The organism is uncultured Winogradskyella sp. (genome assembly GCF_947501905.1).
Lineage (GTDB): Bacteria > Bacteroidota > Bacteroidia > Flavobacteriales > Flavobacteriaceae > Winogradskyella.
The window spans coordinates 47128-62700 of record NZ_CANMXL010000002.1; the positions used below are offsets into that span (position 1 = coordinate 47128).

The window sequence follows — 15573 nt, forward strand, 5'->3', positions numbered from 1 at the left end:
GAAAGACCATAAAAGGTTCAATCTATAGAAAGATAAGATTAAATATAATCTAAAACGGAAAATAAAATTATGAACCAATTATTACAAAATGCAATTATCTTTGCAATCTAATTTTTAATAGATGCCACGGAGAGAACGAAACAAATTTGTAAAACGCGGACAAGTCCTTGAACTTTTAATAGAAGATTATGCCTACGGCGGAAAAGGAATTGCACGCATAAGAAATGAACATGGCGAATTTGTAGTCTTTGTGCCTAATACTCTACCTGGGCAATTGGTTAAAGCTCAAGTTAAAAAATCTAGTAAGACTTACGCAGAATGTAAGTTGTTTGAAGTTCTAAAACCTTCAGAAGATGAAATAGATGTGCCATATCAAGATATACCTGGTGCGCCATATATAAAATTACCAATTGAAAAACAGCACGCATATAAAAAACAGAGTACTATAGAACTCTTTAAGCGTATAGGTAAAGTAGCTGATATAGAAGATAAGTTTGATGAATTTGTAACATCGCCAAACACGTTTCATTACAGAAATAAAATGGAATATGGATTTTCTGCAATTGGTTACAATCATGAGTTAAAAACTGATGTTGACGAGTTTACTTTAGGATTTAAAAAGCGAGGAACTTGGTGGTGTGGTGATAATCTAAATAATGATTCTGGTTTATTTGATGCCGAATTTGAAAATAATCTAAAAGACATTAGAAACTATTGCCAGGATACAGGTTTAGCGCCTTGGCATGCTCCAAAAAAAGAAGGTTTCTTCAGGTATTTTGTAGTCCGTAAATCTTATAAGACTAATAAACTATTATTTAATCTAGTAACAACATCTTATGATTTACCTCAGTTTGATTTAGACAAATTTGCAAACTATTTGGTTGCGCTTTTTGGTGACCGCGTTGCTGGTTTATTACATACTATTAATGACGAAGTTGGTGACCGGACTATTGCCACAACAGGTAGTATTAACTTGATTTATGGTAAAGATAAAATCGTTGAAGAGTTACTAAATCTTAACTTTGAAATAAGTATGAAAAGCTTTTTTCAAACCAATCCAAAATCCGCAGAAAAACTCTACACCAAAGTTATTGATTATGCTTTAGAGAATAAAGAAGCCATAGACAATACTGTTGTTATGGATTTATTTTGTGGCACAGGAACAATTGGTCAAATTCTTGCATCGAGAAGTGAAAATGCAAAAATTGTAGGTGTAGATATTGTAGTTTCAGCTATAGAAGACGCAAAAGAAAATGCCAAGCGTAACGGTATTGAAGGTTTAAAATTTTATGCCGCAGATGTTGGTAAATTTTTAAGCGAACATCCCGAATACGAAAACAAAATCCGAACAATTATTTTGGATCCAGCACGTGCTGGGATTTCGCCAAAGACTCTTAAAAAAATAATAAACCTCAATGCGGAACGATTGGTTTATGTATCTTGTAACCCATCAACTCAAGCTAGAGATACAGAGCAATTGATGCATGCTGGATATAACATAAAAAAGTTTAGTTTAGTAGACCAGTTTCCGCATACATCACATATTGAAACTGTAGTTTTATTTGAGAAATAAATAATTTATGAAAATTATTAAATTAACTCTATTACTTCTAATTTTTGTCAGTTGCAATAAAGATAATAAGGACCTTACTGAGTCTTTAAAAGACACTAAAACCCTTATCCAAGGTCATATCAAAAATTACAAAAACTCTGACGAACAAAAGCAAGTTACGCTATATTTTAATAACGAAATACTTCAACAACAGAGCTTCAAAATAGATATCGACAGTTTAGGTAATTTTAAAACTGAAATAGATTTACCTTTTCAACAAGATGTAAATATTTATTATAAAGGTTGGTTAACTTTTATAGTTAAACCCTCAGATTCTATATCATTTTCAATAGATGGAAGCCGTAATAAATCAAAAGATATATTTGAATCTTTAGTATTAAACGGTGACTCAAAAAGAATTAATAAAAGTCTACATAAATTCATAAAGAATGACACATTATTAAACAACTACTATGATGATTTTTCTAAATTGGAACCAAATACTTTTTTAAATTATCACGATAGTATTTTCACAAAACGTAATGAGTACATAACAAAGTTCATTTCAAAAAATAGTGATATAGATGCAGGATTAAAAAATTATTTAAAAGCTGAAAAAGATATAACACCAATCGAAAAAATATTAGAGTTTCCAATGTACTTTGAAATGTATAATCGAGAGAAATCTAAATCTATAGAGTATCCAGATTCATTCTTTGCTTCATTAAAAAATTTACCAAAAATAGACTATAAGATTATGGTTAATGGTAATGTGTCTGGCTTTGGAAACCATCTTCTTTTTTATTATTACAAAAAATTAGATAAGCAATCTGGTAAATTTGACAAAGCTAATAGAGATTCTTTAATAGTTAAAACTATAAGTAATGACTTTAAAGATAATACTGTGGTTGCGCAGTTAGCTATTAACGACCGTATAAAATCTGATTTAGCAGCTATGAATCTTGATTTTGCAGAAAGTCAAGAAGCTCAACTACAATTATTATATGGCAAATCTCATTTAGGGAAGGCTATTTTTAAGAACATAGAAGACACAAAAAAAGCTATTGAGAATCCACCTGTTCCAAAAGATGTTCAGTTATTAGCCTTTGACTCAAAAAATCCTGAAGATTTTTTACAAGAAATAATTAATAATGCTAACGGTAAAATTATATATATAGACAATTGGGGTCCTTGGTGTGCTCCTTGTCGTTCAGAATTTAAAACAGCAACTCCAAAACTAAAAGAACGCTTCGGAGATAAAATAGAATATGTTTATATATGTCACTTATCTGAAGAAAAGCCATGGAAATCTTCTATTGCAAAGTATGGTCTAAGTGGCAAACACTATATAGTAACAAAAGAACAAACTGAAAAAATGCGTCAAAGTTTTAAAATAAATGGCTACCCAACATACAATATTATAGACGTAAATGGCAACATGCTTCACGCTGGATTTGAATATCGACCTAGTCTACCAAATACTATTGAAATTTTAGATAAATTAGTAAACTAATGAAGAGAATTAAATTTTTTGGCTTTATTGGTTTTATTTTATTGATTGGAAGCTGCGAGCGTGACGATATTTGTGCTGATGGCACACCAACTACACCACGATTATTAATTGAGTTTTTTGATGCTGCTGATACAGAGACATTAAAAAGTGTGACTAGATTATCTGTTTATGGTGAAAATTTAATTACAGCTGGATTACCAGAAAGCACAACCGAAGCTGAAGATGTAGCCATAATATTTAACTCAAACTCTAACGCTATTGAATTACCACTACTTATAGGTGATGAAGGTATAGAAACAACAACACGTTACATCTTAGAAAAAGACACTAATCTTAGAATAGACGGAGATGTTGCCACAGATTCTAATATTGATATTTTAGTCGTAAGATATGCACCTCAATTTGTATATGTTTCTAGAGCTTGTGGTTTTAAAAGTATTTTTACAAATTTAGAAGTCTCTATTGAAAGTAATGATGCTAGTCAATGGATACAAAACGTAACTTTTGCAAACACCACAGATACACAAATAACAGTTGAAAACGAAGACGCCACACATGTACAAATATTTCATTAAGAGTTTAGTCGCTTTATTGTTATGTTCTTCAACTACATTTGCTCAAGTTGAAGAGCAAGAAAAGACTCAAGACACTACTGTTTTTAAACAAAAATATGGCCTTCGATTAGGTGCAGATATTTCAAAGTTGGTGCGTTCAGTTATAGATGATGATTATCAAGGTTTTGAAATTAATGGAGATTATCGTTTAACACAACGCCTATATTTAGCTGGAGAATTGGGTAATGAAGAACGAACATTAGATAGTGAAGCTTTAAGTTCTACTGCAAAAGGAAGCTATTTTAAAGTTGGTGTGGATTATAACTTATACCGAAACTGGCTAGACATGGAAAACATGATATATTCAGGTTTTAGGGTTGGTGCTAGTTCATTTAGCCAAACCTTGAATAGCTATACTATATATGATGTAAATAATCAATATTTTGGTCAGCAGGTGACAGTAACAAACCCTGAAGAATTCGACGGACTTACTGCTATTTGGGGCGAAATTATTTTGGGTATTAAAGCAGAAGTCTTAACCAATCTCTTTATGGGACTCAATGTACAACTCAAGTTTTTGGTTTCTGAAACAAGTCCAGATAATTTTGAAAACCTCTACATACCTGGATTTAATAGAACTTATGATAGTGGTATCGTTGGTGCAGGTTTTGGTTATAACATTTCGTATTTGATTCCTATTTACAAGAAAGCGAAACCAGTTAAAAAAGAGGCTGAGGAACCTATTGAAGAAAATAACTAGCCAAAAATCTTTACCAAAAGTTCTTTTAGTAAATCGCCTTGTGGAGTTGCATTAGCGCCTACACCTTTACCTTTAACATCAAAATCTCTAAGTAAGGCTACCGCTCTACTCACATTTTTCATCGGGAAATTTCGTGCGGCAATTGTATATTCATTCACAAAATAAGGATTGATTTTTAATGCTGATGCCACACTTCTTGGTGATTTATCATTTAATCCGTGGTATTGTAAAAGTTGCGAGAAGAAATTAAAAAGTAAGGATACTGTGATTACCATTGGATTATCCTTAGGATTATCTCCAAAGTATTTTACAATTCTAAAAGCCTTTGTCATGTTACGTTCGCCAACAGCTTTACGCAATTCAAAATTATTAAAGTCTTTACTAATGCCAATATTCTCCTCAATAGCTTCGGGTGTAATCTGAGAATTTTTTGGTAATACTATTTTTAGTTTATTAAGCTCGTTTTCAATCTTAGATAAATCAGTACCTAAAAACTCTACCAGCATTTGCGAAGCTTTAGGTGTGATAGTATAACCTTGTCCAGACAAAACACGACGAATCCAATCTGGCACTTGATTGTCGTATAGTTTTTTACTTTCTAGTACCAAACCAGTTTTTTGTATAGCTTTATACAAGGCTTTACGCTTATCAATCTTTTTGTACTTATAATTAACCACAAGAACCGTAGTCGGTTGTGGATTATTTACATAATCTACTAATTTTTCAATAGTACGACTTAAGTCTTGAGCTTCCTTGACAATAACGACTTGTCGTTCTGCCATCATAGGATAGCGCTTGGCATTACTTACAATATCATCAATAGAAATATCACGCCCATAAAGTACCATTTGGTTAAAACCCTTTTCAGCTTCGTCCAAAACATTGTTTTCAATAAAATCTGAAATCTTATCAATGTAATAGGCCTCTTCTCCCATCAAAAAATAGATAGGCTTAATATCTCCTTTTTGTATGGCGGTAACTATTTGTTTTGCTTCTTCCAAAAAATTGGTTAATTAGGCGAATACTTCTCAATAAAATTTTCTAAGAAAATCTCTCGAAGTGACGTTAAAGTTTTAATTTTGTGTAGTGCAAGACCTTAATTTTCCAAAGTTCGACTATCGTTTCAAAAGTACAGAAAATAAAGTTTCTATTTTTGATATCATTCGCAAAAAATTTGTGGTTTTACAGCCTGAAGAATGGGTAAGACAACACTGTGTACATTATCTAATTTCTGAAAAAAACTACCCGAAATCTTTAATCAATGTAGAAAAAGAACTCACTATCAATGATTTAAAAAAACGATATGACATCGTTATCTTTAATCCTGATGGTTCTATTTTTTTGATTGTAGAATGTAAAGCCCCAAAAATTAAGATTAATCAAAATACGTTTGATCAAATTGCACGCTATAACTTAGCATTAAACGCCACCTATTTGATGGTGACCAACGGAATTAATCACTATTATTGTCAAACAGACTTAGAAGCTGAGCAATATTCATTTTTAAAGGATATACCAGATTACAAATAATGACATTTACAACAAAAGATATCGCCGTTGTTATCCTTAACTGGAATGGAAAAGCACTCCTAGAGCAGTTTTTACCTTCGGTAATTTCATTTTCTGATGAAGCCAAAATCTATGTTGCTGATAATGCATCAACTGACGAATCGATTGCTTTTATTTCTGAAAAATATCCTGAAATTAAGATTATTCAGAATGCTGAGAACGGCGGTTATGCAAAAGGTTATAACGATGCTTTAAAGCACGTCGACGAGCCTCTACTCTGTCTTCTGAATAGTGATATCCAAGTCACTAAAAATTGGTTATTATCAATTGTTATGGCATACAATTCTGAAAAAGACGTTGCTATAATTCAACCAAAAATATTAGATTATAAACAAAAATCTCATTTTGAATATGCCGGTGCAGCTGGAGGTTTTATTGACAAATATGGGTATCCGTTTTGTCGCGGTCGCATTTTTAACACCATCGAAGAAGACAAAGGACAGTATAATGATACTATTGAAATCTTCTGGGCTTCTGGTGCCTGCTTCTTTATAAAAAATAAAGTGTTTAAATCACTTCATGGTTTTGACGACACTTATTTTGCGCATATGGAAGAGATAGATTTATGCTGGCGGGCATTTAACAATAACTATAAAACACTCTATGTAGGTGTATCAACAGTTTTTCATGTTGGGGGAGCTACATTGCAAAATACGAGTCCAAGAAAGACGTATCTCAACTTTAGGAACAGCCTCTTTACATTAGTAAAAAATACTGATAGAAATGTCTTTGAGCGTGTCTTTTTGAGACTATTTTTAGATGGTATTGCAGGCATTCGATTTTTAGCTCAAGGTAAACCTTTGCATTGTTTTGCTATCCTTAAAGCACATGTTAATTTTTATAGAGATTTGCCTAGAATATTAAAGCAGCGTAAGCATATAAAGCAACTTCCTAACTATAATAATCGTACTTCAATCGTTTGGGATTATTTCATAAAAAAGAAACAGAAATTTGACTGTTTATAAATCTGTTAAAAGTTTTGTTAATCAGACTATCATTCGCTTTTCTTTTCTATAATTTTGTCTCGGTTTATAATAACAAATTATTGATTATGAAGAAAACGATTCTACTTAGTATTTGTGCAATGTTGGTACTTACCGCATGTGTATCAAAGAAAGACTATTTAGCACTACAAGAAAAACAAAAAGAAACACAAGATTTATTAAATACAGCTACTGTAAAATTAAATGCTTGTTTATCTGACCAAGCTGCAGCTAATGCGCGTTTAGAAGGTCTTAAAGAACAATTAGCAGACATGCGTCGTAGTAATGAAGCATTAATTAAGAGTTCTCAAGACTTAACCGAATTAACTAGTAAAGGTGCAGAAAATCTTGAAAAATCTCTTGAATCTTTAAAAGAAAGAGATTTAAAGATTACACGTCTACAAGATGCACTAACTAGAAAAGATAGTGTTACTCTTGCTATTGTTACTAGTTTAAAGAAAGAGGTAGGTATTAATGACCCAGACATTGAGGTAAATGTAGAAAAAGGTGTTGTTTTTATTTCTATTGCTGATAAGTTGTTGTTTAAGAGCGGTAGCTATAACGTTACTGACAGAGCCAACGAAGTGTTAGGTAAAGTTGCTAAAGTCATTAATAGCAAACCAAACTTTGAAGCTATGGTTGAGTCTCACACTGATAATGTATCCTACAGTAAACCTCCTTTACTAGACAATTGGGATTTAAGTGTAAAACGAGCAACTTCTGTTGTTAGGGTTTTAGAAAGTTTAGGCGTAAACTCACAACAGCTTATCGCTGCTGGTCGTAGTTCTTATGTGCCTTTAGTAGAAAACGATACTGCAGAAAACAGAGCAAAAAATAGACGTACACGTATAGTTGTATTACCAAAAATTGATCAATTCTACGAAATGATTGAAGAAGAAATGAAAAACCTTTCTGCTGGTAACTAATTATTTCTTTGTTTAAATATTAAAAACCCCGATGCATGGCATCGGGGTTTTTGGTTTTATATTGATATATACTTAATCTAGATTATCATAAGACTTTACAAGTCTTATAAACTCTGCTCTATAACCTTCTTTATCTTTTCCTCTACCATTTTCTGCTAATTCAATAACCTTATCAATCGATGCATTATTATAATATTGAGAAGTTCTCAATTGCATACCGAATAAAGCTACAGCTGAAGCAAAATTCATATCTTCTGTTGATTTAGTAATTTCTGTATTTTGGACATGTACCATTTCTATACTTTTTGAAGCATCAGGTTTCTTATATCTAAACTTAACAGTGAATAATTCATCATAATAATTATCAGTTGTTTTAGTTTCTGTATATTTTAAATCTGCAACATTATTTAAATATTCGGTCTCAATTCCTGTTGGCACAACTTCATATAAAGCAGTAACTGTATGTCCACTTCCTAATTCCCCAGCATCTATAGTGTCATCTACAAAGTCTTCATCATTAAGTAATCTATTTTCATAACCAATAAGTCGATATGCTTGCACTTTTTTTGGATTAAACTCAACTTGAATTTTTACGTCCTTAGCTATTGTATATAGTGTCCCTCCAAATTCTTTACCGAATACTTTTTGAGCTTCTTGCATAGTATCTATATAAGCATGATTTCCGTTTCCCCTATCTGCTAATGTCTCTAGTTTTGAATCTTTATAATTCCCATAACCGAACCCTAAAACTGATAAAAACACACCAGACTTGCGCTTTTCTTCAATAAGCTCTTCCATAGCTTTATCGCTTGATGCACCAACATTAAAATCGCCATCTGTTGCTAAAATCACTCTGTTGTTTCCATTCTTTTTAAAATTCTTTTCAGCTAGCTTATATGCTAATTGAATACCTGCGCCACCTGCCGTAGAACCACCAGAATTTAAATTATCTAATGCTGCTATAATTTTATCTTTTCTATCACCAGATGTAGGCTCCAAAACAACACCAGCTGCTCCAGCATAAACCACTATAGAGACTTTATCTTGTTGACGCAATTGATTGACTAATAATTTAAAGGCCGATTTTAAAAGTGGTAGTTTATTACGATTACCCATTGAACCAGAAACATCAATTAAAAAAGTAAGATTAGATGCTGGTAACTCTTCATTTTTATAGGTTTTGCCCTGTAAACCAATTCTAACCAAATTAGTATTATCATGCCAAGGTGTTTTTACCACTTCAGTATTTATGGAAAATGGATGCTCATCTGTTGGCTGAGGATATTCATAGTTAAAATAATTTACCATTTCTTCAATCTTTACAGCATCTGGTTGAATTGCCTCTCCGTTATTAATCATTCGTCTAACATTACTGTAAGAAGCCTTGTCTACGTCAATAGAAAAGGTTGACAATGGAGACAGGGTCGTTCTTTCAAATACGTTTTCATTAATTACTGCGTAGGTTTCATCATCTTGAATTCTGAAATTGCCTTTATGAGTTGTAATAACAATGCATCCATGTTTAGCATCCCTTCCAAATTTACGTTTAGCTTCAGCTTTAGTATATTCGATTTTACTATCAATATCAGCTTCAGAAATATTTGCAATTGCAAAGTTATCTTGCTTTTTAATTGGAACACCATCTACAATATATAGTGCATTAGGATTTATAGACTTTCCTTTTCCTGTAGTTATTATTACAACACCATTTCTTCCTCTATTTCCATAAATTGAGAGTGCTTTTGCATCTTTAATTACATCTACAGATTTAATGTTCTTTGGGTTTAAGTTTTTAAAACTGCTTTCTTTAACTGGCATTCCATTTATAATAAATAATGGTTCTTTATTACCATTTATAGAACTAACACCTCTAAGTTGTACTAATGAATTTCCTCCTGGCTGCCCAGAATTTGTTGCAATATTTAATCCTGCTACTTGTCCTGAAAGCGTTTGCGTAAATTTTGAATTTGGTCTATTTTCTATTCTCTGACTTGAAACACTTACTGAAGCTACGCTTGATTTTGATTTTGTTGTAGTACTATATCCAGTAATTACAATTTCATCTAAAGTCTCGAGATCTTCTTCTAAGGCTACATTAATGGTATTATATTTACCAACAAGAATTTGTTTTGTCTTAAAACCTAAATAAGCAAATATTAACTTATCTCCTTTTTTAGCTTTTATAGAAAACCTACCATCAAAATCGGAAGCTGTCCTATAAGAAGTTCCCTTGACAATGACATTAACACCTGGCAATGGTAAACCATCACTTGCTGCCGTTACTATACCTGTGATGTTTATTTGTTGTGCTTGAAGCTGAAATGCCACAAACAAAATTGTAAAAATTTGCAATACGTGTTTCATGATATAATTGTTTTAATGATTTTTAATTTTTAATGACCTGAATTATTTCTGGTAGTAAGGCCAATGCTGATAAAACAACTGCTGCACCATTCCCTTTTTGTTTGGATGGCGTAATGTTTGCTGTCACTGAGTTTTGTATACTATTAATAGATGTCTTACGCTCAGGAAGTCTTATCATAATAACTTTATTATCGTAGTCTTCTTCGTATATCTCATTAGCATATTGGTAGACTAACTCAATACCATCCTTAGCAAAAGCTTTAATACTTTCTTTTGGGTATTCTACAGTGTAAAGTATTTTCTTTAACTCTTTTGGAGATGTTTTCTTCAGAGCAATACCGCTATAATTATTATATGTGGCAATACTGATATAATCATCTTCACTAAGACGTTTTGAGAGTAGTTTAAAGGTTTGTTTTAGAACAAACTTATCTTCATCAGAAAAATCTCCTTGATGAGTTTTTAATAGGAATGAAATATTTTGTGGATTACCATCTTCTTCAAAATGGTCTACAATAAACGTAAAGAGGTTCTCTAAAGTTACCGATTCTGTTTCAACTCTTCTTTCTTGACTGTTTAGTTGCACTGTAAAGAACAGTATAGCAATACATTTAATTAGCTTTTTCATTGGTTCTGCATTTAAAAGTTTCGATAAAACTAAATGCAATACCGTTTCTAAAAAACACAGAATGAGTGAAATGCAACTTTTGGTGAGTAAACTATCCTAAAACCGATTGAATAGTTTTTTGACGCTGTACTTTACCGTTCTCAGTGAGAACGAATTGATCTATGGTATAAATATGCTTAGGTATTTCGTATTTATGAAGTGAGTTAGCAGTAGAGATTTTGTTCTTCAGTTCTTCTGAGATATTGCCCGATGTTTCGACAATTAAAATCACTTTTTCTCCAAAATTATCATCTGGTTCTGCACAAACAATAATACGTTTCTTGATAATTGGAAGTAATTTTTGTTCTATATGTTCTGGAAATAATTTAACGCCTCCAGAGTTGATAACGTTATCAAAACGCCCTAGCCATTTGAACTCTTTATTCGATTTTAAATCAACGACATCGTTTGTAACTAAAGGTGTATCCATCAAGTTTGGCGCATCAATAATTAAGCAGTCACGTTTGTCTTGACTGAATTTTACCGTTGGCAGTGCTTTAAAAAAGTCTTCTCCTTTTTGAGTTAAAGTCTCTAATGGTTTTAATGCAACATGTGTGACCGTTTCTGTCATACCATAAGTCTCGTAGAATTTTACCGGACTGTTTTTCATACACTCTAACAAAAATGGAACAATCTTAGAACCACCAATGATAACCGTTTTTATGTTATCTAATTTCTTTATTGACCCTGCCACTTGTATCGGAACCATAGCACAAAAATCATAAATTTTATTAGTATCAAATAATGGTTTGGAGTGTGGGGTTTCGCAATCAATTTCCAAACCCAAAATCATTGCTCTTACAAGCATCATCTTTCCTGCAATATAGTTACTAGACAAACAGTTTAATGCTTTATCTCCTGGGTTTAAACCAAAAAAGTCTCCTGTTGCAATGGCAGAATTCACCATGGACTGTTTCTGTAATTTAATACGTTTGGGCGCACCTGTTGAACCAGAAGTTTCTGCGAAAACAAAATCATCATCATTAAGCCAATCGGTCAAGAAATCACCAGTAATACGTTCGTAATAATCACCTTCTTTTATAAGACTATACGCGACTTCTTTAAATTCTTCATGACAAAAATGATGCCCATTAAACTTAAATCGGTTGTGAATCTTATTAAAGCTTGGTGTCATTAATCAAGTACTTTGTAATCTTCTTTCGGTGGCGGTGTTACTTTGCCAAATAGCTTATCTTTCCAATTAGTCCAACCATATTTTTTAGATAGAATAAAGAGTAGTATTGGATAGACTATTATTACTGGAGTTAAAATCTCAGTAATAGAGCTTATTCCTTGTTCTGCAGTGTTCTTAAAAATAGCATCGGTTTGTAATGCCGACCAATCTGAAGTAATTAGCAATGCTGCCAATAAATTATTACCAAGATGAAATCCTAATGCAAGTTCTAAGCCTTCATCCATTAATGTCATTATTCCAAGAAGTAATCCAGTACCAACATAAAAAATCATCATTTTAAAATAGCCTATCTCAGCTACTTCTGGATTTGCGCTATGCATAATCCCAAAAAGCACAGAGGTCAATATTAATGGGAACCATTTATTTTTTACGATGACTCCAATATGCTGCATTAAATATCCTCTAAAGAGATATTCTTCTAATCCTATCTGAAATGGAAATAAGAGAACACATATTAGAAACAGAATTGCAAATCTTCCTGGATTAAACTGATAAACAATATCAGAAGAATCGTAATAATAACTAATAAAAAAAGTGACTAAAGTAAAAACAACGACTAGAAAGAAAGTGAAAAATATTCGTTTAAAATCGACTTTAGGGCGTGATGTAGTTAAAGACAATATACTTCGTTGATGCACATATTTTACAAACACAAAAAGTAATAATATAAGCGGAACAAAAAGTCCTAAATTTAGAATCAAAGTTAAATTAGGGTCCCAACTTTTCATTAAATCATAAGATGCTTCTAAGTCTTCGGGTGATGAAAATAGGTAGAAAATAAAATTTAGTACAAATATACCTGACACTACGCATGTGGTAATTATTACCATCCATGCTTCTAACTTTCCTTTATAGGCCTGTTGTATATAATTCATTATATAATATTAAGTTTCCAATTTGTATTTATATCGTATTGCAAAGTACCATTTTTTACTGTTAATGGCGAATGGAAATTATTGGTATATAAACTCCCAGTCCCTAAACCTTGTGGCATTTTATTCTTTAAAGCATATGTCCATTGCGCAATGGCATTTAAACCAACATTACTTTCTAGAGCACTCGTAATCCACCATTTAACATGATATTTCTCAGCAATAGCAATCCATTTTTGACTACCACTGAAACCACCTACTAAACTTGGTTTAAGGATAATATACTGAGGTTTTATACTAGAAATAACCTTCTCTTTTTCGGCACCATAAAAAACACCAATAAGCTCTTCATCTAAAGCAATGTCTATTGGAGATGCTTCACAGAGTCTTGCCATAGTATCTAACTGTTTTGGTTTTATAGGTTGTTCTATAGAATGTAGCTGATATTCTGAAAGCTGTTTTAATTTCTCCAAAGCCTCATTTTGATTAAAAGCGCCATTAGCATCAACTCGCAATTCGATATCTGAAACCGAAAATTCTTTCCGAATAGATTTTAAAATATCTAACTCTGTTTGAAAATCAATAGCACCAATTTTAAGTTTTATACAATTAAACCCTGCTTCTATTTTTTCAATTATTTGCTTACGCATAAAAGCCTCGTCTCCCATCCAAACCAGTCCGTTGATAGGAATATTGTCGTTTCCTTTAGTAAACTCAGACGGGAATAGTTCGAATTTGCTTTCAGCTTGCAAAGATTTGAAAGCCATCTCAACACCAAATTGAATACTAGGCAGTTCGACAAGCTCGCTAAGCAATTTTTCTAGTCCTAAATTAATATTATTACACGTCCACTCTAACTTTTCTTCATAATCAGGTCTATCGTCTATAGAAAGTCCTCTTAAAATGCCGCATTCGCCAACACCAATTTTACCATTCTCCTCAAGAATAATAAACCAGGTTTCCTTAGTAGTCATAACGCCACGCGATGTTCCACTAGGGTGCTTAAAGTTTAAAATATAAGACTGATAAGTAGCTTTCATAAGAGTTTCAAAAATACTTAATAATTCTCCCTTTTTAAATGAAATATCTCGTAATCATTCTACAAATTCGTATTTTCAATTTTTAAATATCGATTATGGATTTTAACAATAAGGTTGTATGGATTACTGGTGCATCTAGTGGTATTGGTAAAGCAACAGCATTACTCCTTTCTCAACTAAATTGTAGACTTATACTCTCTTCTAGGCGTGAAGCTGAACTCAATAGTGTAAAATCTCTATGCAAAACCCAAGAGAATGTTGCTGTTCTTCCTTTTGACTTGGCAAATTATGATATGATGAAACCTATAGCAGAAAAAGCAGTTTCTGCTTTTGGGACTATTGATATCCTTATTAATAATGGCGGTATTAGTCAACGCTCATTGATAGTAGACACCGACATCTCTGTAGACAAAAAATTGATGGAGGTTGACTATTTAGGCACCGTAGCTTTATCTAAAGCTTTGTTGCCTTATTTTATTTCTCAGGAATATGGGCATTTTGTAACTATAACAAGTTTAATGGGAAAATTTGGCTCGCCGTATCGCTCAGGGTATTGTGGAGCCAAACATGCGCTTCATGGTTTTTTTGATGTCTTAAGAATGGAACATGAAAAAGACAATATTAAAGTAACTCTAATTTGCCCTGGTTTTGTTAATACAGATGTGTCTCGTAATGCATTAACTGGTGATGGCACAAAATTAGAGGCATTAGACAAGGCTACAGAAAATGGATTATCTGTTGACGAGTTTGCAAAGCGCATGCTTAAAGCTATCTCAAAAGAAAAATTTGAGGCTTACATTGGTAAAAGGGAAACGATTGGTGTGTTTTTAAAACGGTTTTTCCCTAAACTACTACATAAAACAGTATTAAAAAGTAGCGTTAGATAACTACCATTTATGATGCATACTCAACTGTAATTGGCCTTTTCCCCAAGTATTGGTTTTTTGATTCATCCAGCCTAATTGAAAACGAATCTTCTCATTTAAAACATATCCAAAACCAAGGTAAGTTCTGTTTCTATCAAATAATTCTACCGTTTGGTTGTTCCCAATATCTTGCTGACCATTGATAAACAATTCGTTATACAATGCTGCATATATTGCTTTAGGTGATAATTCTTTTTTGTTAATAGGAATATTTAAAAATAGATTGTAACGATAACGCGTTCTAAAATCTTGATTTTCGACAAAACGCTGTTCGTATCTAAAACGATGCGTCAAATAAAAACGACCAAATTTTGAATTAAACAAGGCTTCTTGATAGATACGACTCTCGCTGCTTGTATCATCACTTTCTCCTGGAACTCCAGAAGTAACATTACCATAGCCAAGCGTAAACTTTATATTGGCATTTTTTGGCATATATGTAAACCCAGAACGTAATAATAATTGTTCCTTATCTCCTAAACCTTGCCAATCGCGATATTGAAAATCACCTTGAATGCCAAATTGACTATTCTTAAACTGATGACTATAAAAGTACATGTACCATGCACCAGTTTGCGATTGGTCTACTTGTGCATTAGATACAAGAAAGCTTATACAAAAAATGAATAGAAATATATATCTCATCGATTAT

At 32.4% G+C, this 15573-nt stretch carries 15 protein-coding genes; 8 read left to right on the forward strand and 7 right to left on the reverse strand.

Annotated elements, in window-relative coordinates; translation table 11 throughout:
- Window positions 1-121 precede the first annotated feature (121 nt).
- The 4 genes from rlmD to Q0770_RS03810 are packed head-to-tail and all read left to right on the forward strand — an operon-like array spanning window position 122 to window position 4379.
- Window positions 122-1573, forward strand: coding sequence for a 23S rRNA (uracil(1939)-C(5))-methyltransferase RlmD (gene rlmD / locus Q0770_RS03795; RefSeq protein ID WP_299114180.1), 1452 nt, complete (start codon window positions 122-124; stop codon window positions 1571-1573).
- A gap of 7 nt (window positions 1574-1580) precedes the next feature.
- The gene (locus tag Q0770_RS03800) at window positions 1581-3065 is read left to right on the forward strand and encodes a thioredoxin-like domain-containing protein (protein ID WP_299114182.1); all 1485 of its coding nucleotides are present in this window, start codon (window positions 1581-1583) and stop codon (window positions 3063-3065) included.
- Window positions 3065-3640, forward strand: a complete 576-nt coding sequence (locus Q0770_RS03805; protein ID WP_299114184.1) for a DUF6452 family protein — start codon at window positions 3065-3067, stop codon at window positions 3638-3640. The genes Q0770_RS03800 and Q0770_RS03805 overlap by 1 nt, the downstream gene beginning before the upstream one ends.
- Window positions 3621-4379, forward strand: coding sequence for a DUF6048 family protein (locus Q0770_RS03810; protein WP_299114186.1), 759 nt, complete (start codon window positions 3621-3623; stop codon window positions 4377-4379). The genes Q0770_RS03805 and Q0770_RS03810 overlap by 20 nt, the downstream gene beginning before the upstream one ends.
- Here Q0770_RS03810 and holA read toward each other — a convergent pair.
- Window positions 4376-5380: a DNA polymerase III subunit delta gene (holA, locus tag Q0770_RS03815; protein ID WP_299114189.1), complete on the reverse strand. Its 1005-nt coding sequence runs from the start codon at window positions 5378-5380 to the stop codon at window positions 4376-4378. The genes Q0770_RS03810 and holA overlap by 4 nt on opposite strands.
- Window positions 5381-5465: 85 nt before the next feature.
- On the opposite strand from holA, the gene Q0770_RS03820 reads away from it, so the two are divergent.
- The 3 genes from Q0770_RS03820 (at window position 5466) to Q0770_RS03830 (ending at window position 7857) form a co-directional block, all read left to right on the forward strand.
- Window positions 5466-5909 (forward strand): type I restriction enzyme HsdR N-terminal domain-containing protein, encoded by a 444-nt coding sequence (locus Q0770_RS03820; protein WP_299114191.1) that lies wholly within the window; start codon window positions 5466-5468, stop codon window positions 5907-5909.
- Window positions 5909-6913, forward strand: coding sequence for a glycosyltransferase family 2 protein (locus tag Q0770_RS03825; RefSeq protein ID WP_299114193.1), 1005 nt, complete (start codon window positions 5909-5911; stop codon window positions 6911-6913). The genes Q0770_RS03820 and Q0770_RS03825 overlap by 1 nt, the downstream gene beginning before the upstream one ends.
- Before the next feature lie 86 nt (window positions 6914-6999).
- The gene (locus tag Q0770_RS03830; protein ID WP_299114195.1) at window positions 7000-7857 is read left to right on the forward strand and encodes an OmpA family protein; all 858 of its coding nucleotides are present in this window, start codon (window positions 7000-7002) and stop codon (window positions 7855-7857) included.
- A gap of 72 nt (window positions 7858-7929) precedes the next feature.
- Here the strand turns inward: Q0770_RS03830 and Q0770_RS03835 are convergent, their stop codons facing one another.
- From Q0770_RS03835 to Q0770_RS03855, 5 genes are all read right to left on the reverse strand, one after another.
- Window positions 7930-10221 (reverse strand): von Willebrand factor type A domain-containing protein, encoded by a 2292-nt coding sequence (locus tag Q0770_RS03835; RefSeq protein WP_299114197.1) that lies wholly within the window; start codon window positions 10219-10221, stop codon window positions 7930-7932.
- Window positions 10222-10243: 22 nt separating this feature from the next.
- Window positions 10244-10849 (reverse strand): hypothetical protein, encoded by a 606-nt coding sequence (locus Q0770_RS03840; protein WP_299114199.1) that lies wholly within the window; start codon window positions 10847-10849, stop codon window positions 10244-10246.
- 91 nt (window positions 10850-10940) lie between these two features.
- Window positions 10941-12023 carry an AMP-binding protein gene (locus Q0770_RS03845; protein WP_299114201.1) on the reverse strand — a complete coding sequence of 361 codons (1083 nt, stop codon included), beginning with the start codon at window positions 12021-12023 and terminating at the stop codon, window positions 10941-10943.
- Window positions 12023-12958 carry a CPBP family intramembrane glutamic endopeptidase gene (locus tag Q0770_RS03850; protein WP_299114203.1) on the reverse strand — a complete coding sequence of 312 codons (936 nt, stop codon included), beginning with the start codon at window positions 12956-12958 and terminating at the stop codon, window positions 12023-12025. Before Q0770_RS03850 ends, Q0770_RS03845 begins: the two co-directional genes overlap by 1 nt.
- Window positions 12958-13995 (reverse strand): o-succinylbenzoate synthase, encoded by a 1038-nt coding sequence (locus Q0770_RS03855; protein ID WP_299114205.1) that lies wholly within the window; start codon window positions 13993-13995, stop codon window positions 12958-12960. Before Q0770_RS03855 ends, Q0770_RS03850 begins: the two co-directional genes overlap by 1 nt.
- Window positions 13996-14090: 95 nt before the next feature.
- On the opposite strand from Q0770_RS03855, the gene Q0770_RS03860 reads away from it, so the two are divergent.
- Complete coding sequence (locus Q0770_RS03860) at window positions 14091-14882, forward strand: SDR family oxidoreductase (protein WP_299114207.1); 792 nt, start codon at window positions 14091-14093, stop codon at window positions 14880-14882.
- Here the strand turns inward: Q0770_RS03860 and Q0770_RS03865 are convergent, their stop codons facing one another.
- The gene (locus Q0770_RS03865; RefSeq protein WP_299114209.1) at window positions 14883-15566 is read right to left on the reverse strand and encodes a DUF2490 domain-containing protein; all 684 of its coding nucleotides are present in this window, start codon (window positions 15564-15566) and stop codon (window positions 14883-14885) included. It abuts the gene before it with no gap.
- Window positions 15567-15573: the final 7 nt, after the last annotated feature.